The 21,797-nt window shown below is 72.2% G+C and carries 20 protein-coding genes; 9 read left to right on the top strand and 11 right to left on the bottom strand.

Annotation, left to right across the window (positions count from 1 at the left end; translation table 11 throughout):
* Positions 1-23 precede the first annotated feature (23 nt).
* The 6 genes from Q3W68_RS12215 to Q3W68_RS12240 all read right to left on the bottom strand — a co-directional run bounded on the left by Q3W68_RS12215 (position 24) and on the right by Q3W68_RS12240 (position 7,115).
* Entirely contained in the window at positions 24-1,580 is a 1,557-nt protein-coding gene (locus Q3W68_RS12215; RefSeq protein WP_302905495.1) for a fused MFS/spermidine synthase, read from the bottom strand.
* Positions 1,581-1,616: 36 nt separating this feature from the next.
* Positions 1,617-2,654 (bottom strand): hypothetical protein, encoded by a 1,038-nt coding sequence (locus tag Q3W68_RS12220; RefSeq protein WP_302905496.1) that lies wholly within the window; start codon positions 2,652-2,654, stop codon positions 1,617-1,619.
* Positions 2,655-2,838: 184 nt separating this feature from the next.
* Positions 2,839-3,648 carry an inositol monophosphatase family protein gene (locus Q3W68_RS12225; protein ID WP_302905497.1) on the bottom strand — a complete coding sequence of 270 codons (810 nt, stop codon included), beginning with the start codon at positions 3,646-3,648 and terminating at the stop codon, positions 2,839-2,841.
* Positions 3,641-4,093 carry a response regulator gene (locus Q3W68_RS12230; RefSeq protein ID WP_091426599.1) on the bottom strand — a complete coding sequence of 151 codons (453 nt, stop codon included), beginning with the start codon at positions 4,091-4,093 and terminating at the stop codon, positions 3,641-3,643. Before Q3W68_RS12230 ends, Q3W68_RS12225 begins: the two co-directional genes overlap by 8 nt.
* Positions 4,090-5,868, bottom strand: a complete 1,779-nt coding sequence (locus Q3W68_RS12235; protein WP_302905498.1) for an ATP-binding protein — start codon at positions 5,866-5,868, stop codon at positions 4,090-4,092. Before Q3W68_RS12235 ends, Q3W68_RS12230 begins: the two co-directional genes overlap by 4 nt.
* A 53-nt stretch (positions 5,869-5,921) precedes the next feature.
* Positions 5,922-7,115, bottom strand: a complete 1,194-nt coding sequence (locus Q3W68_RS12240; RefSeq protein ID WP_302905499.1) for a PP2C family protein-serine/threonine phosphatase — start codon at positions 7,113-7,115, stop codon at positions 5,922-5,924.
* Between the two features lie 310 nt (positions 7,116-7,425).
* Between Q3W68_RS12240 and Q3W68_RS12245 the strand changes: the two genes are divergently transcribed.
* Entirely contained in the window at positions 7,426-9,804 is a 2,379-nt protein-coding gene (locus Q3W68_RS12245; protein WP_302905500.1) for a M28 family peptidase, read from the top strand.
* A 116-nt stretch (positions 9,805-9,920) separates the two neighbouring features.
* On the opposite strand, the gene Q3W68_RS12250 is transcribed toward Q3W68_RS12245, so the two are convergent.
* Positions 9,921-10,805 carry an NAD(P)-dependent oxidoreductase gene (locus Q3W68_RS12250; protein WP_302905501.1) on the bottom strand — a complete coding sequence of 295 codons (885 nt, stop codon included), beginning with the start codon at positions 10,803-10,805 and terminating at the stop codon, positions 9,921-9,923.
* Positions 10,806-10,834: 29 nt separating this feature from the next.
* Here Q3W68_RS12250 and Q3W68_RS12255 point away from each other — a divergent pair, with 29 nt between their 5' ends.
* Together Q3W68_RS12255 and Q3W68_RS12260 are read left to right on the top strand one after the other, a co-directional pair.
* Positions 10,835-11,185: a helix-turn-helix domain-containing protein gene (locus Q3W68_RS12255; protein WP_302905502.1), complete on the top strand. Its 351-nt coding sequence runs from the start codon at positions 10,835-10,837 to the stop codon at positions 11,183-11,185.
* A 109-nt stretch (positions 11,186-11,294) separates the two neighbouring features.
* The gene (locus Q3W68_RS12260) at positions 11,295-11,843 is read left to right on the top strand and encodes a YciI family protein (protein ID WP_302905503.1); all 549 of its coding nucleotides are present in this window, start codon (positions 11,295-11,297) and stop codon (positions 11,841-11,843) included.
* A 4-nt stretch (positions 11,844-11,847) separates the two neighbouring features.
* Here Q3W68_RS12260 and Q3W68_RS12265 read toward each other — a convergent pair whose 3' ends face one another.
* From Q3W68_RS12265 to Q3W68_RS12275, 3 genes are all read right to left on the bottom strand, one after another.
* Positions 11,848-12,102 carry a Smr/MutS family protein gene (locus tag Q3W68_RS12265; protein ID WP_013288724.1) on the bottom strand — a complete coding sequence of 85 codons (255 nt, stop codon included), beginning with the start codon at positions 12,100-12,102 and terminating at the stop codon, positions 11,848-11,850.
* A 79-nt stretch (positions 12,103-12,181) separates the two neighbouring features.
* The gene (locus Q3W68_RS12270; protein WP_013288725.1) at positions 12,182-12,544 is read right to left on the bottom strand and encodes a M48 family metallopeptidase; all 363 of its coding nucleotides are present in this window, start codon (positions 12,542-12,544) and stop codon (positions 12,182-12,184) included.
* 87 nt (positions 12,545-12,631) lie between these two features.
* Positions 12,632-13,402 (bottom strand): ROK family protein, encoded by a 771-nt coding sequence (locus Q3W68_RS12275; RefSeq protein ID WP_302905504.1) that lies wholly within the window; start codon positions 13,400-13,402, stop codon positions 12,632-12,634.
* An 85-nt stretch (positions 13,403-13,487) separates the two neighbouring features.
* Between Q3W68_RS12275 and Q3W68_RS12280 the strand changes: the two genes are divergently transcribed.
* From Q3W68_RS12280 to Q3W68_RS12290, 3 genes are all read left to right on the top strand, one after another.
* Positions 13,488-15,125, top strand: coding sequence for an ABC-F family ATP-binding cassette domain-containing protein (locus tag Q3W68_RS12280; protein ID WP_302905505.1), 1,638 nt, complete (start codon positions 13,488-13,490; stop codon positions 15,123-15,125).
* Positions 15,126-15,163: 38 nt separating this feature from the next.
* The gene (locus Q3W68_RS12285) at positions 15,164-15,481 is read left to right on the top strand and encodes a hypothetical protein (protein ID WP_302905506.1); all 318 of its coding nucleotides are present in this window, start codon (positions 15,164-15,166) and stop codon (positions 15,479-15,481) included.
* Between the two features lie 487 nt (positions 15,482-15,968).
* On the top strand, positions 15,969-16,694 hold the full coding sequence (locus Q3W68_RS12290; protein ID WP_302905507.1) for a methyltransferase domain-containing protein: 726 nt from the start codon (positions 15,969-15,971) through the stop codon (positions 16,692-16,694).
* A gap of 101 nt (positions 16,695-16,795) precedes the next feature.
* On the opposite strand, the gene Q3W68_RS12295 is transcribed toward Q3W68_RS12290, so the two are convergent.
* Positions 16,796-17,794: a LacI family DNA-binding transcriptional regulator gene (locus Q3W68_RS12295; RefSeq protein ID WP_302905508.1), complete on the bottom strand. Its 999-nt coding sequence runs from the start codon at positions 17,792-17,794 to the stop codon at positions 16,796-16,798.
* A gap of 150 nt (positions 17,795-17,944) precedes the next feature.
* On the opposite strand from Q3W68_RS12295, the gene Q3W68_RS12300 reads away from it, so the two are divergent.
* The 3 genes from Q3W68_RS12300 to Q3W68_RS12310 are packed head-to-tail and all read left to right on the top strand — an operon-like array spanning position 17,945 to position 21,797.
* Positions 17,945-19,456 carry an alpha-N-arabinofuranosidase gene (locus Q3W68_RS12300; RefSeq protein ID WP_302905509.1) on the top strand — a complete coding sequence of 504 codons (1,512 nt, stop codon included), beginning with the start codon at positions 17,945-17,947 and terminating at the stop codon, positions 19,454-19,456.
* Positions 19,457-19,493: 37 nt separating this feature from the next.
* The gene (locus tag Q3W68_RS12305) at positions 19,494-20,828 is read left to right on the top strand and encodes an ABC transporter substrate-binding protein (protein ID WP_302905510.1); all 1,335 of its coding nucleotides are present in this window, start codon (positions 19,494-19,496) and stop codon (positions 20,826-20,828) included.
* 6 nt (positions 20,829-20,834) lie between these two features.
* Positions 20,835-21,797 carry a carbohydrate ABC transporter permease gene (locus tag Q3W68_RS12310; protein WP_302905511.1) on the top strand — a complete coding sequence of 321 codons (963 nt, stop codon included), beginning with the start codon at positions 20,835-20,837 and terminating at the stop codon, positions 21,795-21,797.

A 21,797-nucleotide genomic window follows, 5' to 3' on the forward strand; every position in this document is an offset into this window, starting at 1 on the left:
AATCGGTCAGGAAAGTCATCCGTTCAGGCGGTCGCCAGCAGTTGGTCCACCGGCGCGTAGTCGTCGGTGAGCACCATCGCGTCGCCCACCCACTCGGTCACCGCCGCCTCGTCCATCAGTTCGGCCCGCTCGGGCAGCAGCTTCAGCCCGGGCGGGATCGCGGCGAGCGGCAGTGGCGCGTCGGAGGCGACGATCACGAAGTTGGCACCCTGCTGCCCGTCGATCGCGCCGGGCGGTGCGATCAGCGCGACGTGCGCGAACTCGGCCTTCACGGTGGCCAGCTCGGCGCGGATGAACCGGCCCGGCGGGTAGTCGATGACGTTCTGCACGTAGATCCCGTCCGGGCGCAGCACCCGGCGGATGTCGGCGGCCATCTCCCGGGTGGCCAGGTGCCACGGCACCACCAGGTGGCCGAACGCGTCACCCACGATGAAGTCGCGGCTGTCGGCCGGCTCGCCGCGCAGCAGCACCCGCGCGTCGCCCACCTCGGCGCGCATCCGCGGGCCGGTACGCAGGCCCAGCTCCCGCCGGTCCAGCTCGACCAGGCCGCCGTCGAGTTCGAACACCAGGTTGTCGGTGCCGGGCCGGGTCGCGGCCAGGTAGTGCGGCACCGTGAAGCCGCCGCCGCCCAGGTGCAGCGCGTCCATCGGCTGCTTCGCCGGCCGCGCCGCGTCCGCGACCAGGCCGATCCACTGCGTGTACGCGTACTTCAGGTGGTTCGGCTCGTTCAGGTCGACGTACGAGTGCTCGGCCGAGTTGAGGTAGAGCGTGCGGCCCTGCGGCCACGACGGATCCACCTCGACCCGGGCGCAGTGGTACGCGGTCTCCACGTCGCACGGGTTCGGCGCCGCCGCGGTGAGCCCGGCGGCGGCGAGGCCGAGCAACGCGAGCGCGGCCTTGACCCGGCCGGGCGCGGACAACCCGCTCGGTCCGGCCTGCCGGCGCAGCCAGAAACCGAGCGCCAGCCCGGTCACGCCGAGCACGGCGGCCAGCCCCAGCACGATGACGGTGCTGGACAGCGCGGCCACCAGCACGAAGCCGGTGCCGAGCGTGGCGGTGATGCCGCCGAGCGTGCCGATGCCGGACAGCTTGCCCACCACCTGCCCGGTCCGGCGCAGGTCGGCGAGCTGGAGCTTCACCACGAGCGGGGTGATCCCGGCCAGCAGCGCGGCCGGCAGCAGGACGGTGAGCGCGGTCAGCAGGAGCACCGCGCTCGCCGCACCGCCGCGCAGCGCCTCGCCGGCGTACCTGACGATCGGCAGCGTGACGGCGGTGGCGATGCCGGCCAGCACCAGAGCCGGGGCCAGCAGGGTGCGCGGGTCGCGCCGGTCGGCGAGCCACCCGCCGAACCACGCCCCGTACGCGATGGCGGCGAGCGCCATGCCGATCACCGAGCTGGTCACCTGGAGGGTCACCCCGACGTACGGGCCGACCAGGCGCAACGACACGGTCTCCAGCACCAGCACGGCCCCGCTGGAGAGGAAGACGAGGAACGCGGCGAGCCCGTTGGGCAGGGCCCGGGGCGGAACCGGGGCGCCGGCCGCCGGTTCCGCGATGACGTCGGACGATGTGCTGCTCACCGTGGCGATGCTACGCAGCGCTCGCGGCGGGCCGGGTCAATACATCGAGATGTGAACATGGTTTGTGTGGTCCGCCGCCGGACTGCCGCCGCCGCTGTACGCGCGCCAGCCGGTGTTCGGCATCCAGATCTGCCGATACCAGATGACGTACATGATGCCGAGCCGGTTGGCGTTGTTCTTCGCCCAGGCGGCGAGGCTGTCGCCGTACGCCTTGTCGCCGCCGGTGGCGGTCTTGTCCTCGAACCCGCCGCTGGCGGCGGAGAAGTCGCAGGCCCGGCCCTTGGGGTGCTCGCCGCCGCCACCGCTGCGGTGACACGAGGCGTAACGCTTGTAACCGGCCGCCTTGGCCTGCTGGAGCATGTGCAGCGTACGCGGCGTGATGCAGCCGGACGCGGGCGTCGGGTCGTCCACCGAGCAGGACTCCGACGGCCACGAACCGTCCGAGTTGTGCGGCGCGGGCTTCGCCGACGAGGAGGTGCCGTTGAACCCGGACCCGGCGCCGGAGCTGACCTTCGCCAGCGCCACCTCGGCGTCCTTCTTCTTGCGGGCCTGCACCGCGACCTGCTTGGCCTGCTCGCGCACCTCGGCGTCGATGGCGAGCTTCGCCTCGGCCGCCTGCGCCTTCGCGTCGGCCAGCTCCCGCAGCCGCTTGCTGTCCCGCTGGGCCATCACGTCCAGCTCGGCCGCGCGCTTGAGGAAGTCGTTCGGGTCGGCGCTGGCCAGCAGCATCGACGTCGCGGTCAGCCGGCCCATCCGGTACGACTGCGCGGCGACCTCGCCGGCCTGCTCGCTGAGCCCGACGAGGCGTACCTCGATGTCGGTGAGCTGGGCGGCGAGCGCCTTCTGCCGGCGCTTGGAGTTCTCCAGCTTGTTCTGGGCCTCGATGTGGCCCTTCGCCGCCGCCTCAAGCGCCGCCCGCAACTGCTTGCTGCCGCCCTCGTTCGGGGCGTTCGGGCTGGGTACGGCGGCGGCCGGCCCGGCGGCCACGCCGGAGCCGAGCAGCACGGCCAGCGCGGCGAACGCGGCGAGCAGCGACCGCCGGACGCGCCGGCCGGTAGGGCTGGTCCTGGGCACGTGATGGTCCTTCCGTCGACCGCCGGCCCCCGCACACCGAGCGGCGTCTCCGCCGGCGCCGGACGGCGGCCTGCTGGCGGAGACCGCCGGTCACGATACCGGACCACGCGCGCCACGCCAGGCCGGCGACGGCGTACGGCGTCCGACATCGACGCAGCGTGCCGCGATCGTCGCGCAGCGCCGCTCAACCGCCGAGCAGGGCGGCGCTCACCTCGTCCCAGATCTCCGGGCTGGCCGCGACGAGCAGCCCCCGGCCCTCGTCGGCCGGGTGGTAGTCGGCGCCGTCGAACCGGCGGGCCACGCCACCGGCCTCGCGCACCAGCAGCGCGCCGGGCGTGTGGTCCCACGGCAGGGTGCGCCAGAACAGCACGAACTGCTGCGCGCCGGTGAGGATGTCCAGGTACTCCCGGCCGGCGCAGTGCTGGCCGGGCAGCAGCTCACCGACGCGGCGCCCGCCCTCCTCCACCCGGCGGCGGAAGTCCGGCGGCAGGAACTTCGTCGCCGCGGTGCCGCGCAGCGCGCCCACCCGCGGCTCGGTCCGCGCCGCGCTCAGCGACGCGCCGTCCAGCTCGGTGCCGGCGCCGAGCCGGCCCGCCGCCATCGTGCCGTCCAGCGGGTCGTACACCCAGGAGGCCACCGGTACGCCGTCGGTGAGCAGCGCCGCCATCAGCGCGAACGGCCGGCGACCGGCGGCGAAGTTGGAGGTGCCGTCGACCGGGTCGACGAGCCACACGTCGCCGCTGCCGCGCAGGTGCCGCAGCAGGTCCGGGTCGTCGGCGACGGCCTCCTCGCCGACGACCACCGAGCCGGGACGCAGCCGGCGCAGGCCCTCGGAGATCAGCGCCTCCGCCTCGCGGTCGGCGACGGTGACCACCTCGCCCGGTGCCTTCTCGGAGATGTCGGACGCGTCGAGCCGGCGGAACAACGGCACGACGACCTTGGCCGCCGCCTCCTTCAGCAGCGCGCCGACGTCGTCCAGCAGCGGGTCAGCCACGCGGCGGCAGCTTGACCACGCTGACGAAGAACTCGTCGATCTGGCGGACCACCGAGATGAAGCGCTCGAAGTCCACCGGCTTGGTCACGTAGGCGTTTGCGTGCAGCTGGTAGCTGCGCAGGATGTCCTCGTCGGCCTGCGAGGTGGTGAGCACCACGACCGGGATCCGGCGCAGTTCCTCGTCCTTCTTGATCTCCTCCAGCACCTCCCGGCCGTCCCGGCGGGGCAGGTTCAGGTCGAGCAGGACCAGGTCGGGCGTCACCGCGTCCGCGTACTGGCCCTCGCGGCGCAGGTAGGCGAGCGCCTCGGCGCCGTCGGAGACGACGGTGAGGCGGTTGCGGAGCTTGTGCTCCTCGAACGCCTCCTGGGTCATCAGCACGTCGCCGGGGTCGTCCTCGACGAGCAGGACCTCGATCGGGCTCTTGCCGTCCGCGGGCGCGGTCATCCCACCGTCTCCTTCATGCCACCGTTTGTACCGTGTCGGTCCGCCTCCGCGGGCGGCTCTTCCCGTGCCTCGCCGTCCGGCTGCCGCCCGACGCCCGCCGGGTCACCGTCGGCGCCCTCGGCGGCCGGCGCCTCGGCCGGATCCGTGGCGTCCTCCGCGTCCGTCGCGTCCGTCGCGTCCGTCGCGTCCTCGTCCGTCGCGGCCTCCGCCGCCCGGGCGGCCTCGATGTCGGCCTCCAGCGCGGGAAGCGTGAACCGGATCGTGGTGCCCTCGTCGGCGTCGGTGTCCACCCAGACCCGGCCGCCGTGATACTCCACGATCTTCTTGACGATGGCCAGTCCGATGCCGGTGCCCGGGTACGCGTCCTTCGAGTGCAGCCGCTGGAAGATCACGAAGATCTTGTCGGCGAACTCCGGTTCGATCCCGATGCCGTTGTCCCGGCAGCTGATCTCCCACTCGCCGTCCACCAGCCGCGCCGACACGTGCACCTTCGGCGGCACGTCGGGCCGGCGGAACTTCACCGAGTTGCTGACCAGGTTGACCAGCAGGTTGGTCAGCAGCGGCTCCTCGCCGCGGATGGTCGGCATCTCGCCCCAGGTCAGCTCCGCGTCGGCGTACTGCAGCGCCGCCTCGGTCTGCCCGGCCACGTCGCCCATCACCTTGTTCAGGTCGACCTCGGTGAAACCGGTGGTCAACCGGCCGATCCGGGAGAACGCCAGCAGGTCGTTGATCAGTCGCTGCATGCGCTGCGCGCCGTCCACCGCGAACGCGATGTACTGGTCGGCCCGCTCGTCGAGCTGCCCGGCGTACCGCCGCTGGAGGAGCTGGCAGAAGCTCGCCACCTTGCGCAGCGGCTCCTGGAGGTCGTGCGAGGCGACGTACGCGAACTGCTCCAGGTCACGGTTGGACCGGGTCAGCTCCTCGGCCTGCTTCTGCAACTGGCTGTTGACCCACTCGATGCGTTCCCGGGCCTCGCGTACCTCGTCCAGCTCCCGGGCGATCTTCATCCGCATCTGGTCGATGTCCTCGGCGAGCCGGCGGAACTCCGGCGGGCCGGAACCCTCGATGCGGTGCCGGTAGTCGCCGTCGGCCACCTCACGCACCTGGCCGACCAGGGCGGCCAGCGGACGGATCAGGATGCGGTCCAGCGAGATCAGCATGACCACACCGGCGGTCGTCACCACCAGCGCGGCGATGATCAGCAGCGCGACCAGCGTGTTGCTCGTCGCGTTGACCCGATCGGCGGTCTCCTGCCGGACGGTGAGGATCTCCTCCTGGAGCGTGTTCACCGACGACCGGATGCCGTCGAACTGCTGGCGGGTCGCGTCCGTGATCAGCGCCTGCCCGGCCTCCGGGCCGTCCCGCTCGACGGTGGCGATCACCGGCTCGGCCACCTGGGTCCGCCACTGCGCGGTCTGCTGCTCCACCACGTCCAGTGACCGGCGCACGTCCGGGTAGTCGGCGGAGAGATCCCGGATCGAGGTGACCAGGTCCTGCTCCCGCTTCACACCCTCGCGGTAGGGCTCCAGGTCGCTGCCGTCGCCGTTCACCGCGTACCCGCGCACCGAGGTTTCCTGGTCCAGCAGCACGCTCATCAGCTCCTGCGCCTCGACGCGCAGCGGACCGGTCTTGAGCAGCACCGCGTCGATGTTCTCGCGGTTCTTCGCGGCGACCGCCGCCTCCGCGGCGGCCAGACCGAGCAGCAGCACCACCACGACGCCGAGCAGCGCGGCCACCCGCCGCCGCAGGGTCCAACCCTGCTGGTACGCCTTCACAGGTTCTTCTCCGTTCGGCACTGCGGGACTTGCCGGACCGGTTAGCTGTTCGCTCACCGGCCGGTGCCCCGGGTCACCAGCAACATCGCCACGTCGTCGGCCAGCGGGCCGCCGTTGATCTGCTCGGCCCGCCCGACCAGCCAGGCGGGCAGCTCGGCCAGCGGCACCGCCCGGTTCGCCGGGTCGGCGAGCAGCCCGGTCAGGCCCGGCACGTCGAGGCGTTCGTCACCGCCGTCCACCCGGCCCTCGATGAGGCCGTCGGTGTACATCAGCAGCGACCAGTCGTCGGTGTCGAACTCCAGGTCGAAGGCGACCGGGCGGCGCGGGCGTACGCCCAGCAGCAGCCCGCCCTTGGCCGGCACCGGCGCGACAGTGCCGCCGCTGAGCAGCAGCGGCGGCGGGTGACCGGCGAGGCGTACGGTGGCCCGCGCCGACGCCAGGTCGAGCCGGGTGGTGGCCACCGTCGCGAAGATCTCCTGGAGGCGGCGCTCACTCATCAGCACCTGCTCCAGCGCGGGCAGCACCTCGTCGTCCGGCACCCCGGCCAGCACCAGCGCCCGCCAGGCCACGCGCAGTTCGACGCCGAGTGCCGCCTCGTCCACGCCGTGCCCGCAGACGTCGCCGACGATGAAATCGATCCGGTCCGGCTGGGTCTGCACGACGTCGTAGAAGTCGCCGCCGATCAGCGCGGCGTGCCGGCCGGGCCGGTAGAACGTGTGCACCGACACCTCGTCGGTGGTCATCAGCGGCTGCGGCAGCAGGCCGCGCTCCAGGCGGGCGGACTCGGCCTGGCGCAGCTCCACCTCACGCAGCCGGCGGGCGTTCTCGTCGGCCCGCTTGCGCTCGACCGCGTACCGCAGCGCCCGGGTCAGCAGGACGCCGTCGACCTGGCCCTTGACCAGGTAGTCCTGCGCCCCCTCGGCGACCGCGACGATGCCCAGGTGCTCGTCCGAGCGGCCGGTCAGCACACAGACCGCCGCGCCGCTTGCCATCTCCAGCACCCGGCGCAGCCCGTCCAGGCCCTGCGCGTCGGGCAGACCCAGGTCGAGCAGGACGCAGTCCACGCCCATCACCCGCTGCCGGGCCTCGCTCAGGCTCGTGGCCACCAGCAGGTCGATCATCGAGTTGGTCTCGGCGAGCAGCTCGCCGACCAGGAAGGCGTCGCCCTCGTCGTCCTCGACCAGCAGCACCCGCAGCCGCTCGCCCGGCGGTACGCCGCCGTGCAGGCCCGCCCCGGCCGACGGCACGCGGACGGCACCCGACGCGCCGGAACCCCGCTGCGGTCGGGTAACCGCCGCGAGTCGCGGGAGTTCGCTGGTGATGTCGGGCTCCTTCCGAATGCCCTGCTGATCCTGACTCAGACAACAGTCGCACACCGCGCGACCGTCGCCCGTGCGGCGGAGCGTGTGACACGTCCATCCGGACAGCGGCGCGGTCGACCCACGATGTTACGCCGGGAGCGCTGTCACGCCCGCAGCGCACCGACCGGGGACTGCCGCCGCAGGCCCCGGGGGTGCAGGATGATCCCACCCCGTAGATCCACCCCGAGGAGTCCCCGTGGGCGTACCCCCCACCCGCCCCGCCGACCGCGCGTTCGCCCGGCCACGCCGGAGGCTGCTCGCCGCCGCCGCCGCGACGATCGCTCTGCTCGCCGTCGGGGCGGGCGTCCTGGTCGGCCTCTCCACCCCGGCGCCGCGTCCGGCGGACGCGCCCGAGGGCGAGTTCAGCGCGGGCCGGGCGTTCCGCAACGTCGAGGTGATCGCCGCCGAGCCGCACGTGGCAGGCAGCGCCGCCAACGACCGGGTACGCGAACACCTGGTGGGCACGCTGCGCGGACTGGGCCTGGAGACCGAGGTCCAGGACGCCGTGGCGCCCGAGGCCGGGCAGCTGTCCGGCGCGGCGGGCGGGGCCACGCTGGCCCGGGTCCGCAACGTGGTGGCCCGCCTGCCCGGCACCGACCCGACCGGGAAGGTGTTCCTGGTCTCACACTACGACTCGGTGCAGGCCGGGCCGGGCGGCAACGACGACGCCGCCGGCACCGCCATGATCCTGGAGGTCGCGCGGGCGCTCACCACCGGTCCGCGCCCCCGCAACGACATCGTCTTCGTGCTGACCGACGCGGAGGAGGCGTGCCTGTGCGGAGCCGCCGGATTCGCCGCCGACCACCCGCTCGCCCGCGAAGGCGGGGTGGTGCTCAACCTGGAGGCGCGCGGCTCCACCGGTCCGGTGATCATGTTCGAGACGTCCCGGAACAACGCGAAGCTCGTGGAGATCTTCGGCAAGGCCGCGCCGCACCCGGTCGGCACCTCGTTCGCGGTGGAGATCTACCGTGCGCTGCCGAACGACACCGACTTCACCGCGTTCCTCGACCGCGAGTTCGTGGGCCTGAACTCCGCGTACATCGACGGCGGCGCGATCTACCACACCCCGCTGGACGTGCCGGCCCGGATGGACCGGGGCAGCCTCCAGATGCACGGCGACAACGCGCTCGGTCTGGCCCGCGAGTTCGGCCGCACCGACCTGGGTGACCTGCGCGCCGGCCACGACGACACCTACTTCCCGGTGCTCGGCGGGCTGGTCCGCTACCCCGGCTGGCTGACGCTGCCGCTCGCAGTCGCCGCGCTGCTCGCCGTCGGCGCACTCGGCTGGCTCCTGCGCCGCCGGGGCCGGGCCACCGCCGGCACGCTCGCCGCCGGCTTCGGCCTGACCCTGGTGCCGGTCGTCGCGGCCCCGCTCGGCGCGTGGCTGCTCTGGGCCGCGATCACCACGATCCGCCCCGGGTACGCCGAACTGCTCGACCCGTACCGCCCGGTCTGGTACCGGCTCGCCGTCGTGGCGCTCTCCGCCGCGGTGCTGTTCTGCTGGTACGCGCTGCTGCGCCGCCGGGTCGGCCCGGCCGCGCTGGCGTTCGGCGGGCTCGCCTGGCTGGCGGTCTTCGGTGTGCTGCTCGCCGTGGCGGTGCCCGGCGGGGCGTACCTGACGACAGTGCCGGCGCTGGCCGGCGCGCTCGCCGGGTTCGCGGCGCTCGCCACCCGGCGCGACGGCCCGTGGCCGGTCGTCGCGGTGACGCTCGCCGCCGCTGTGGCAGTGGTGATCCTGCTGCCTCCCGTGGTGCTGCTGTTCCCGGCGCTCGGCATGGGCATGGGCGCGGTAGCCGCGCTCGTCGCGGTGCTGCTCGGCCTCGCCGTACTCCCGGTCGTGGACCTGCTGCACCCCAGGGCCGGCGGCCAGCGCGGCCTGCTCGCGCTGCGCGCACGCCGGCTCGGCGCGCTGCCCGCCGCGGCCGCCGCGCTGGCCGCGGTGGTGCTCGCCGGGGTCGGCCTTGCCGTGGACCGCTTCGACGCCGCGCATCCCGTGCCGACCCACCTGATGTACGCGCTGGACGCGGGCACCGGGAAGGCGGCCTGGCTCACTCGTGAGGAGAAGCCGCAGCCCTGGACCGGCGGCTACGTCGACGGCAAGGTCTCGATCGCCGACGACTTCCCCGGGCTCGGCGCCACCGAGCTGCGCGGCGGACCGGCCACCGCCGCGCCCCTGCCCGCGCCGAAGCTGGAGCTGCTCTCCGACACCCGCACCGGCGACCAGCGCGTGCTGCGGGTACGGGTGGTGCCGCAGCGGCAGGTACGCCTGCTCACGCTGCACGTCGACACCGGCACCGCCACCGTGCGGTCCGCCTCGGTGGCCGGACGGGTCGTGCCGGTCGAGCCGGGCGAGGGGAAGTGGGGATTCGGGGTCGTGTTCCACGCCCCGCCGCCGGAGGGTGTCGAGGTGACGCTGACTGTCGAGCCGCGCGGCGGTGCCGTTTCGGTGCGGGCCATGGACGCCAGTGACGGACTGTCCGCGGTGCCCGGGTTCCGGGCGCGGCCGGAGGGTGTGGGCGTGGTCGGCTCGCACAGCTCGGAGATGCTGGCGGTGGCGCGCACGTACCCGCTCTGAGCGCCGCTTGATCGACACCACGGCTTGATCGACGCCACGGCTTGATCGACACCACCTCGCCGAAGTGGCGGTATCCCGGCGTGGGGATACCGCCACTTCGGCGTACTGGGTGTGGATCAACGCCGCCCCAGCACCTCGGCGACCCGTAGGAAACCGTCCGCGCCGTGGCCCAGCCCGACGGCCCGGCGGGTCATGCCCTCGACCGCACGCATCACCCCGGCGTCGATGCCGTGCGCCTCGGACGTGTGGACGATGTGCGTCATGGACGACATGGCGGAGGTGATCGGGTTGCCGTCTCCGGGGAAGGTGCCCGTGTCCATCTCCGCCGCGCCCTCCTCGAAGATCGGCGGCAGGATCGCGGCGATACCGGTGGCGAACGGCGCGAGTTCCCGCGCCGTGACACCCTCCGCCCTGGCCACCGCCAGCGCGTGCGCGTAGCCCGCCATCGCCGTCCAGAAGATGTCGAGCAGCGCGATGTCGTACGCCGCCGCGCGCCCGATCTCCTCGCCGAGGTGGGTGTGGGTGCCGCCCAGCGCGTCGAGCACCGGCTGATGCTCCTGGTAGAGGCCGGCGGGACCGCTGTAGATGAGCACCGCGTCCGCGGTGCCGATGGTGGTGGTCGGCGTCATGATCGCGCCGTCCAGATACCGGATGCCGTGGTCGGCCGCCCACCGTGCGGTGTCGCGAGCGCGGTCCGGGGTGTCGGCCGTCAGGCTGACGACCGTTCGACCCGTGAGCGCGGCGGTCACCGCGTCACGTCGCAGGATGGCGTCCGACGCGTCGTAGTTCACCACGCAGACCACAGTCAGCCCGCTCGCGGCGACCGCCTCCTCGGCGGTCCGGGCGCTTGTCGCGCCCCGCTCGACCAGCTCACGGTCCTTGCCAGGCGTGCGGTTCCAAATCGTTGTGGGCACTCCCGCGGCCAGGAATGCGCCGGCCAGCGCGCGACCCATCGGCCCCAGACCGAGCACCGTGACAGACTTGTCGGGATAGGTGTTCACGCAGACTCCTCTTGTCGAACGGGACGCAGATGACGCGCAGCCGGGCCCAGGATCTGAACGTCTGTGGAGTGACGGCCGCGATCGCCGTGATCGACGGCAAGTGGAAGACAGCCCTGCTCTGGCTGCTGGAATCCGGTCCGCGTCGCCCCGGTGAGCTGCGCCGGGAGCTTCCGGGCCTCACCGAGAAGGTGCTGACTCAGGCGTTACGGGAGATGGAGGGCGACGGCCTGGTGCACCGGGAGGCGTACGAGGTGCTGCCGTTGAAGACCGAGTACTCGCTCACCACTTTCGGCCGCGAACTGGCCGAGGCGCTCGCTCCCCTCTCCGACTGGGGCCACCGCCGTCTGGACAAACTCGCCGCAGCCCGCACCGCCTCCTGACCTGTTCTTTTCCGCCTCTGCCCACAACCAGGTTCGTCGCGGTCGCGCACGGCGACAAGTACCCACAAAAAAGTGGCTACGCCTGTTGATCGACGGCGAGACTCGGGTCATGGAGTTCTTCTGCTACCACCGCGATCGGCTCGGCTCGGCAACTCTGCGTCAGGAGCTGGTCGAGGACCACTGGTCCTACATGGACGGGTACGCGGAGCAGATGATCGCGCGGGGCCCGACCCTCGCCGACGACGGCTCGCCGACCGGCAGCGTGCACATCCTGAGCCTCCCCGGCCCCGCCGCCGCGCGGGCGTTCGCCTTCGACGAACCCAACTACCAGGCCGGCGCGTACCGGGACGTGCTGCTGCGCCGATGGCGGAACCTGCTGGGCCGCACCATGTGGGAGTTCTCCGGCGGCCGGACCGGCGGCAACCGGTACCTGGTGCTCGGCCTCGGTCCGGAGCAGAGCGGAGGCCCGGTGCTGCCGCAGCGGCAGGACGACCTGATCGCGTACGGGCCGCTGCTGTCCGACGACGGCGCGACGTGGGTGGGGACGGCGGCGCTGGTGCGGGCGACGGGGCCGGACGAGGCGCGCGCCGTGCTGGCCGCCGACCGGTACGCCGAGGTCGAGGTGCACAACTGGGTGTTCGGCGGCCGCCCAGCGTGACCGGCTACTTCCAGCGGAAGTGCACGAACAGGCGGCCGAAGTTCTTCGAGTCCTTCTCGACCCGGTGGTAGAGCTGCTTGACGTCCTTCTGGTCGAGGAAGCGCAGCACCTTCTTCTTCAGCGCGCCGGAGCCCTTGCCCGGGATGATCTCCACGAGCGTGGCCTTCTTCGCCACCGCCTCGTCCATGATCCCGCGCAGCGCGCGATCGATGTCGTGGCCCTTGTTGTAGATGTCGTGGAGGTCGAGCTTGAGCTTCACGGTCCCATCCTAGGTACGCGGAAGGGCAGCCCGCCCGGGCTGCCCTTCCGCGTGACCAGTCAACGACCAACGTGACCCGTCAACGACCGACCTTGCCCTCCACCCGGCGCAGGGCGGTGGCGTAGTCGGTGTTCGTCGAGTACATCGCGGCAGCGATGCGCAGGTGCCGCAGCGCGTCCACCGGCCGGTTCATCCGCTCCAGCGTGCGGCCGAGCACGTGGTGCGCGTAGTGGTCGCTCGGGTCGCGGTCGACCAGCGCGCGCAACTGCTCCTCGGCCCGGTTGAGCTGGGCCGACTGGAAGTACGCGCGGGCCAGCAGCTGCCGGACCGAGGAGTTGTCCGGCTCCGCCTCGATGATCGGTTCGAGCAGCCGGGCCGCTCCGGTCGGGTCACCCGCTTCGAAGAACATGGTCGCCCGCCGGTACTCCGCCAGAAGATCCACTCGACCCACCTCCTCGTGTCGCGCCAGGCCCTAGGTCCGACGCTGGCACAACACCGGCGCGAGCGCGAGTGTTCCTGCGGGCGAAGATCAGGTGGTCGGGTCGTACCGGCCGCCGATCAGGTCCCAGGCCCGGACACCACCGACGATTCCGGCTGTGTTGGGGACGATCACCACGTCGTCGCCCATCCGGGCCACCTGCTCGGCCCGGATCAGCCGGGAGTTGCCGCCGCCGAGATACAGCCGGTCCCAGCGGAACACCGGTCGCAGGCCGTCCACCACCTGCCGGATCCGCCGCGACCAGAACGCGTCGCCCAGGCGTCGCCGTTCCGGCTCCCCCACGTACGTGTCGTAGGTGGTGTTCCACCGCACCGGCGCGTGCGAGAGCTCCAGGTGCGGCGCCAGCACGCCGCCGTCGAACAACGCGCTGCCCAGCCCGGTGCCGAGCGTCAGCACCAGCTCGCAGCCGGTCCCGGCGACCACGCCCGCGCCGTGCACCTCCGCGTCGTTGAGCACCAGCGCCGGCACGCCGAACGCCTCGGCCAGCGCGGTGCGCGCGTCGTACCCGGACCACTCGGCGACCAGGTCCGGGTCGACGCGGCTGCGCGGCCCGGCGCGGGTCACGTAGTGCGGCGTCGCCACCACCACGCCGTGCCGGATCATGCCGGGCATGCCGACGGTGAGCCGGTCCGCCGTGGGCAGGCGGGCGCCGAGATCCAGCAGCGTCTTGACGAACAGACCGGGCGGCAACGGGTACGGCGTGGGCACGCGCAACGGCCGCGCGCGCATGGTCCCGGCGGCGTCCAGCACGGAGGCCTTGATCCCGCCGCCACCGCAGTCGATCGCCAGTGTGGTCACCACGGCTGTGAGTGTCCCTCACACCGGTGCCGCCGCGAGCGCGGGTCGCGGTAATCCGAATGCGCCCGCCGGTAGGCTCGATCACCTGATGAGCGCCACGTTGATCGCCAAGGACCTCACCGCCGGCCACGGTGACCGCCTCCTCTTCGAAGACCTCGACCTGGTCGTCGCGCCCGGCGACGTGATCGGGCTGGTAGGGGTCAACGGCGCGGGCAAGTCCACGCTGCTGCGTACCCTCGCCGGCCTGGCCCCCCGCGAGCAGGGCTCCGTCGCGCTGAGCCCACCCACGGCGAGCGTCGGCTACCTGCCGCAGGAGCCGGAGCGCCGGCCGGGCGAGTCGGTCCGCGAGTTCCTGGCCCGGCGGACCGGGGTGAGCGGCGCTCAGGCCGCACTGGACGCCGCCACCGAGGCGCTCACCGCCGGGGCGGCGGGCGCCGACGACGCGTACGCGAATGCTCTGGAACGCTGGCTCGACCTCGGCGGCGCGGATCTGGACGAGCGGGCCGCGCAGGTCGCCGCGGAGCTGGGTCTCGACGTGGGCCTGGACCATCCGATGACCGGCCTGTCCGGCGGGCAGGCCGCCCGCGCCGGGCTGGCGTCGCTGCTGCTCAGCCGGTACGACGTCTTCCTGCTCGACGAGCCCACGAACGACCTCGACCTGGCCGGGCTGGACCGGCTGGAACGGTTCGTCACCGGCCTGCGCGCCGGCACCGTGGTGGTCAGCCACGACCGGGAGTTCCTCACCCGCACCGTCACCCGGATCGTCGAGCTGGACCTGCACCAGCGGCAGGTCAAGCACTACGGCGGTGGCTACGCGGCCTACCTGGAGGAGCGGGAGGTGGCGCGCCGGCACGCCCGCGAGGAGTACGAGGAGTACGCCGACACGAAGGCCGACCTGGAGGCGCGCGCCCGTACCCAGCGGGCGTGGATGGAGAAGGGCGTCAAGAACGCCCGCCGCAAGGCCACTGACAACGACAAGGTCGGCCGCAAGTACCGCGCCGAGTCGACCGAGAAGCAGGCCGCGAAGGCCAAGCAGACCGCCCGGCTGATCGAGCGGCTGGAGGTGGTCGAGGAGCCGCGCAAGGAGTGGGAGCTGCGGATGGAGATCGCCGCCGCCCCCCGCGCCGGCGCCGTCGTCGCCTCGCTCCGGCAAGCTGTGGTACGCCGTGGCGGCTTCACGCTCGGGCCGGTGGACCTGCAGATCGACTGGGCCGACCGGGTGGCGATCACCGGGGCGAACGGCTCCGGCAAGAGCACGCTGCTCGCCGCGCTGCTCGGCCGGCTCCCAGTGGACGAGGGGCACGCCGCGCTCGGCCCGGGTGTGGTGGTCGGCGAGGTCGACCAGGCCCGGGGACTGTTCCTCGGCGACCAGCCGCTGCTCGACGCGTTCGGCGCCGCCGTACCGGATCTGGCCCCGGCGGACGTGCGGACGCTGCTGGCCAAGTTCGGGCTGCGCGCCGAGCATGTGCTGCGCCCGGCGGCGACGCTGTCCCCCGGCGAGCGGACCCGGGCCGCGCTGGCCCTGCTCCAGGGCCGGGGCGTGAACCTGCTGGTGCTCGACGAGCCGACCAACCACCTCGACCTGGCCGCGATCGAGCAGCTCGAATCGGCGCTGGCGAGCTACCCGGGAACGCTGCTGCTGGTGACGCACGACCGGCGGATGCTCGACGCGGTGAGCGTGAACCGGCGGCTGCGCGTGGCGGACGGACGGATCGCCGAACACTGATCCGTGCCGAGTCGCCCGCGCGGGTCCACAATGAGCGCATGCTCAAGTGGGAGTACGCGCTGCTGGTCCGCCGCCGCCAGGCCGCCACCACCGACGCCGGTTGGGAGGTCGTCTTCATCTGGTACGGCCCGGACGGCTCCATGATCGACGTGACGCCGTACGGCGACACCGCGCTGGCCCACCTGAACCGGGCCGGTGACCAGGGCTGGGAACTGGTCGCGATGAGCGAGGATCCGTCGCTGCCGGGCAACAACGAGTTGCACCGCTACCACCTCAAGCGCCCGAAGGCGGCAGCCGCCCAGCCCCGCCAGCGCATGCGAGGCTCCCGCACAGTCCGCCGAACCCTCTCCCCCTGACCAGCCCTCCCCTCCTCCTGCCCTCCCCCCTGATCCCGTCGATCTTGCAGTTGCCGCCCCTCAGATGCCCCTTTTGCGAGCTTGGTCCGGGCCGAAAGTGCAAGATCAGCGGAGACGGACCCGCGAGTCCGATCCATTTCCGCGCACAACCCGACCGCGGCTCGGTGATCACGGGGTTTGTGTCGGCTTCGCCCTCGGAACAGGACACGAACTCCTTGATCATCGGGGTGTGTCCAGGGTCGTGGGAGATCTTGGAAGGGAAGGGCCCTGTGGGGGTCGGGATCTTCCCAAGATCTTGGGCGTGCGCCGGTGATCAAGGGGTTTCGGTCGTCGGGGGCGTCCTCTGCTGACGTGAACTCCTTGGTCACCGAGGCGGCGGGCGGGGTCGGCGGACCGACGAGGGCGGCGCACGGCTCGGGGCGGGTGGACGAGCGTGGGTGGGGCATATCTGGGCGAATCGGGGGTAACGGGCCGCCGGAGGTGGCGCATGGTGGCGATGGGGCAGACCGCGCTCTCGGGTGAGCGGCTCCGGCAGACCGACGGCTTCCTCGCCGAGGCGTGGGCCGACATGGTACGGCACGACGAGCGGCTGCGCGGCACGGCCGTCGAGGTCCGCTTCGACCGTGGGGTGGCACACCTGACCGGCGAGGTCGCCGATCCGGAACAGCTACGGCTGGTGCGGGAGCTGATCGGCCGGCTGTCCGGCGTACTCGGGGTCTGGTGCCGGGTCGCCGTGGCCGGGCGGGCGCCGGTGGTGGTCGACCTGGGCTGCGGCGCGACCAAGCAGTGGCCGGGCAACCTGGGGCTGGACATCTATCCGGCGCCGGGCGTGAACGCGGTCGCCAACCTGGCCGGCTCGCTGCCGCTGCGTGACGACTCGGTGGACGTGTTCTTCGCGGTGCACATCGTCGAGCACCTGATCGACTTCCTGCCGTTGTTCGACGAGTGCCACCGGGTGCTGCGGCCGGGCGGGGTGCTGCACGTGATGAGTCCCTGGTGGCGGCACGTCAACGCGGTGGCCGACCCGACCCACGTACGCCTGCTCGACGTGCAGACGTTCAAGGGCATCTGCGGTCAGCGCCCGCCGGGCACGCCGCGCTGGTATCCGCTGCACGTCGGCTGCGACGGCGCCTCGATCTTCGCCGACCTGACTCCGCTGCCACCGGACGCCCCCGCCCCGCCCGCCTCCCACCTGGCCCGCTTCTTCGACTGACCCCACCCCGCCCGAGAGACCGTCGATCATGACGTTGACGGCACTCAAGGAGATCGACTTCGCCGTCAACTTCATGATCGACGCGGCCGGCCAGAGGAGGGCTAGGCGGACTCGCGCAGGGCCAGGTGGTGGGGGGCCACCAGCTCGCGCGGCGGGGCGTCGCGGTCGGGGCCCAGGCGACCCGCCAGCAGCTCGACCGCGAGGCGGGCGATGCGTTCCTTGTCGGGGGCGACCGTGGTCAGCGTCGGGATCGAGAAGCGGCCGTCCTCGATGTCGTCGAAGCCGGCCACCGCGACGTCCTCGGGCACGCGCAGGCCCACCTCGTGCAGGGCACGCAGCGCGCCGAGCGCGAGCGTGTCGTTGAAGCAGAAGACGGCGTCGGGGCGTACCCCGGTGGTGAGCAGGTTGCGCATGGCGGCGGCGCCGTCCGCGCGGTGCCAGGCCGGCGCGGGCGCCACCAGGCGGTCGTCGTACGCGATGCCGGCCTGCGCCAGCGCGGCGGCGTAGCCGGCCAGGCGGAGCCGGGCGCTGGCGCCCTCGGGGGTGCGCTGGGAGCCGATCGCGGCGATCCGGCGGCGGCCGAGCCCGATCAGGTGGGCGGTGATCTCGCGGGCCGCGGCCACGTTGTCGATCATGACGTGGTCGGCGGGGCCGTGGTCGACCCGTTCGCCCAGCAGCACCATGGGCAGGCCGGCCAGCGCGGCGAGGTCGTCGGCGGTGAGCGCGAGCGGGCTCAGGATCAGGCCGTCGATCATGTGGTCGCCGATACCGCTGGCGGCCTTGCGTTCCTGCTCGGAGCCGCCGCCGGTCTGGTCGATGAGCACGGTCCAGCCCTGGTCGGCGGCGGCGGTGACGACGTGCCGGGCCAGCTCGGCGAAGTAGGGGATGTCCAGCTCGGGTACGGCCAGCGCGATCACCCCGGTACGGCCCTTGCGCAGGTTGCGGGCCGACAGGTTGGGCCGGTAGTTGAGTGCGGCGATGGCCTCCTCGACCCGGGCCCGGGTGTCGGCGCGCACGTGCTGGTAGCCGTTCACGACGTTGGAGACGGTCTTCACCGACACTCCGGCCCGCTCCGCGACGTCCTTGAGCCTGTGCCGCACTGCACTTCCTTCCGGTGAACGCTGGCCGCACTGTACCGCGCCACGACGACGCAACTGCCTCTTTACACGGGCGCTTACAACGTTGTAGAAACCACTGACGGCGGAGTGACCGCGGTCACCCGCAACAGCAGCGAGGGAGAGGTTGGCATCGTGCCGAACGCGCAGCTCACGATCGATCCGGCGTTCCGGGTCGCACCGGCGGACCGCCGGATCTTCGGTTCCTTCGTCGAGCACATGGGGCGCTGCGTCTACGGCGGGGTGTACGAACCGGGACATCCGACAGCCGACCGGCGGGGTCTGCGGCGCGACGTGCTGGACCTGACCCGCGAGCTGGGCGTGTCGGTGGTCCGGTACCCGGGCGGAAACTTCGTCTCCAGCTACCGCTGGGAGGACGGCGTCGGCCCGGTCGGCGACCGCCCGCGCCGGCTCGACCTGGCCTGGAAGACCATCGAGACGAACGAGTTCGGGCTGGACGAGTTCATGATCTGGGCCGCGGAGGCCGGGGTCGAGCCGATGATGGCCGTCAACCTCGGCACCCGCGGCGTCACCGAGGCCCTCGACCTGCTGGAGTACACCAACCACCCGGGCGGCACCCAACTGTCCGACCTGCGCCGCAAGCACGGCGCCGAGCAGCCGTACGGGGTGCGGCTGTGGTGCCTCGGCAACGAGATGGACGGGCCGTGGCAGGTCGGGCACAAGACCGCCGACGAGTACGGCCGCCTAGCCGCCGAGACCGCCCGCGCGATGAAGATGATCGACCCCTCGATCAGCCTGGTCGCCTGCGGCAGCTCCGGCCGGGGGATGCCCACGTTCGCCGCGTGGGAGGCGACAGTGCTGGAACACACCTACGAGCACGTCGACTACATCTCCGCCCACACCTACTACGACCCCTCCGACGGTGACCGGGCCAGCCTGCTCGCCTCCGCCGTCGACATGGACGCCTTCATCACCGAGGTCGTCGCCACCGCCGACCACGTGGGCGCCAAGCTGCGGCAGAAGCGCAAGCTGAAGATCTCCTTCGACGAGTGGAACGTCTGGTACCAGTCCCGCCTCCAGTCCGACCTGGACCGGCGCGGCTGGGTCGAGGCGCCGGCGCTGATCGAGGACGACTACACGGCCGTCGACGCGGTGGTGGTGGGCGACCTGCTGATCACCCTGCTCCGGCACGCCGACCGCATCGGCGTGGCCTGCCAGGCGCAGCTCGCCAACGTGATCGCCCCGATCCGCACCCGCAACGGCGGCCCGGCCTGGCGGCAGAGCATCTTCCACCCGTTCGCCCTGACCGCCCGGTACGCCCGCGGCACCGTGCTGCGGACCGAGCCCACCGGCCCGACCTACGAGACCCGGCGGTACGGCGACGTGCCCGCGCTGGACACCGTCGCCGTGCACGACGAAGAGAGCGGCGGGGTGGCCGTCTTCGCTGTCAACCGCAGCTCGCAGGACGTCCCGCTCGACCTGGACCTGCGCGGCCTGCCCGGCCTGCGGGCCGAGGCGCACACCACTGTGGCGGCCGGGAGCGACCCGGACGCCACGAACACCGAAGCGGACCCGGAGCGGGTCACGCCCCGGGACCTCACCACTCCCACCGTCGACGGCGGCCGAGCCTCCGTGCTGCTGCCGGCCGCCTCCTGGAACCTGCTGCGCTTCGTGCCGGCGCCGTGACCAGTCAATACTCCATCCCGTCCCCCAAGGAGTACCCATGATCCAGAACGAGATGAGCCGGCGGCGCCTGCTCGGCCTCGGCCTCGGGCTCGGCGCTGCGGCCACGCTGACCCTCAGCGGCTGCGGCGGCGGCAGCAGCAGCTCCGACAGCTCCGGCGCGTCCGGCAACGGCGGCAAGGACTACACCGGCCCGAAGGTGGACCTGAAGCTGTGGAACGGCTTCACCGGCGGCGACGGCGAGATCTTCAAGGCGCTCGTCCAGCAGTTCAACGGCGAGCACCAGAACATCGCGGTCAGCGTGATCACCTACGAATGGCAGGACTACTACAGCAAGCTCCCCGGCGCGGTCTCCAGCGGCAACGGCCCGGACATCGCGGTCATGCACATGGACCAGCTCGCCACGTTCGCCGCCCGCGGCACGATCAGCGAACTGGACGACGTGGCCAAGGCCCTGGAGCTGAGCGAGGGCGACTTCGCCCCGACGGTCTGGAAGGGCGGCCTCTACAACGACAAGCGGTACGGCATCCCGCTGGACATGCACCCGCTGGGCTTCTACTACAACAAGGCCGTCATGCAGAAGGCCGGCCTGGACCCGGAGAAGCCGCCGACGACCCGGGACGAGTACACCGCGGCGCTCACCGAGCTGAAGAAGTCCGGCGTGCAGGGCTTCTGGGTCAGCCCGTTCCAGTTCACCGGCGGCATGACCTTCTACAGCCTGCTGCACCAGTGGGGTGGCACGCTCTTCGACGCCGAGGTGGCGAAGGCGACGTTCAACTCCGACCCGGCGGTCGAGGCGTGCACCTGGCTGGTCGACATGATCAAGCAGGGCCACTCCCCGGCGAACGTCGGCCAGGACGCCGACTACCTGGCGTTCAAGAACGGCAAGAACGCGTTCACCTGGAACGGCATCTGGCAGATCAACGATCTGAAGAAGAGCCCGAACGTGCAGTGGGGCGTGGCGCCGCTGCCGCAGATCGGCAGCCAGAAGGCCGCCTGGGCGAACTCGCACAACTTCACCATCGTCAAGCAGCGCTCCGCGAACGCGAACAAGACCGCCGGGGCGAAGGTGTTCATCAACTGGCTGAGCCAGCACTCGCTCGACTGGGCCAAGGGCGGCCAGGTGCCGGCCCGCAAGGCGGTCCGCGAGAGCGGCGACTTCAAGGGCCTCACCGAGGTCAACGCGCTCGCCCCGGAGCTGGAGTACGCCGCCTTCCCGCCCGCCGCGCCGGGCCTGGGCGAGGTCATGCTGACGTTCTACAGCGCGTTCAACGAGGCGGCGCTGGGCAAGAAGCCGCCGAAGCAGGCGCTCGACGACGGCGTGGCCAAGGCGAACAAGCAGCTCGAGGACAACCGCAAGAAGTACGGGAACTGATCCGCCGTGGCGGACGTGATCGAGGCCGGGGCGGTGCGTGAGAACGCGCCGCCCCCGGCGGCGCCCACCCGCCGCCGGGGCGCGACGGAACGCGGCAACCGCGCTACCCCGTACCTCTTCCTCGCGCCGTACCTGATCCTGTTCGGCGTCTTCGGCCTGGCGCCGATCCTGTTCGGGCTCTGGATCAGCCTGCACCAGTGGGACCTGCAACTGCCCAACCGGCCGTTCGTCGGGCTCGGCAACTACCGGGACCTGTTCTCCAGCGACTCGGCGATCTACGGGGACTGGTGGTCGAGCGTCCGGGCGACAGGGATCTTCACGCTGTTCTCCGTACCGCTGCTCGTGGTGATCCCGCTCGGGCTGGCGCTGCTGCTCAACCGCTCGTTCCCCGGCCGCACCTTCTTCCGGGCCGCCTTCTTCGCGCCGTACGTGCTGGGCGTGGCGGTGATCGGCCTGCTCTGGCGGTTCCTGCTGGACGCCAACCTGGGCCTGGTCAACCGGCTGCTCGGCGTGGTCGGGCTCCCCTCGGACACGCCGTGGGTGACAGACGTGCCGTGGGCCTGGGTGTCGCTGGTCGGCGTGACCGTGTGGTGGACATGCGGCTTCAACGCGGTGATCTACCTGGCCGGTCTCCAGGACATCCCGGCCGAGCTGTACGAGGCGGCGAAGGTCGACGGCGCGGGCGCCTGGGACCGGTTCCGCCACGTCACGATCCCCGGACTGCGTCCGGTCATGCTGTTCGTCTTCACCACCACGATCCTCGCCTCGGCGAACGTGTTCGGGCAGGCGTTCCTGATCACCCAGGGCGCGCCCGGCGAGCAGACCCGCACAGTGGTCTGGCGGATCGTCGACGAGGGGCTGCGGGACTACGACGCCGGGCGGGCCGCCGCGATGAGCGTGTTCTTCGCGCTGATGCTCGCAGTGGTGAGCGTCGCCAACTTCCGGCTGTTCCGCTACCGGGAAGACTGA

The sequence above is a fragment of the Micromonospora sp. C28ISP2-4 genome (genome assembly GCF_030519385.1).
In the GTDB taxonomy this organism is placed as follows: domain Bacteria; phylum Actinomycetota; class Actinomycetes; order Mycobacteriales; family Micromonosporaceae; genus Micromonospora; species Micromonospora tulbaghiae.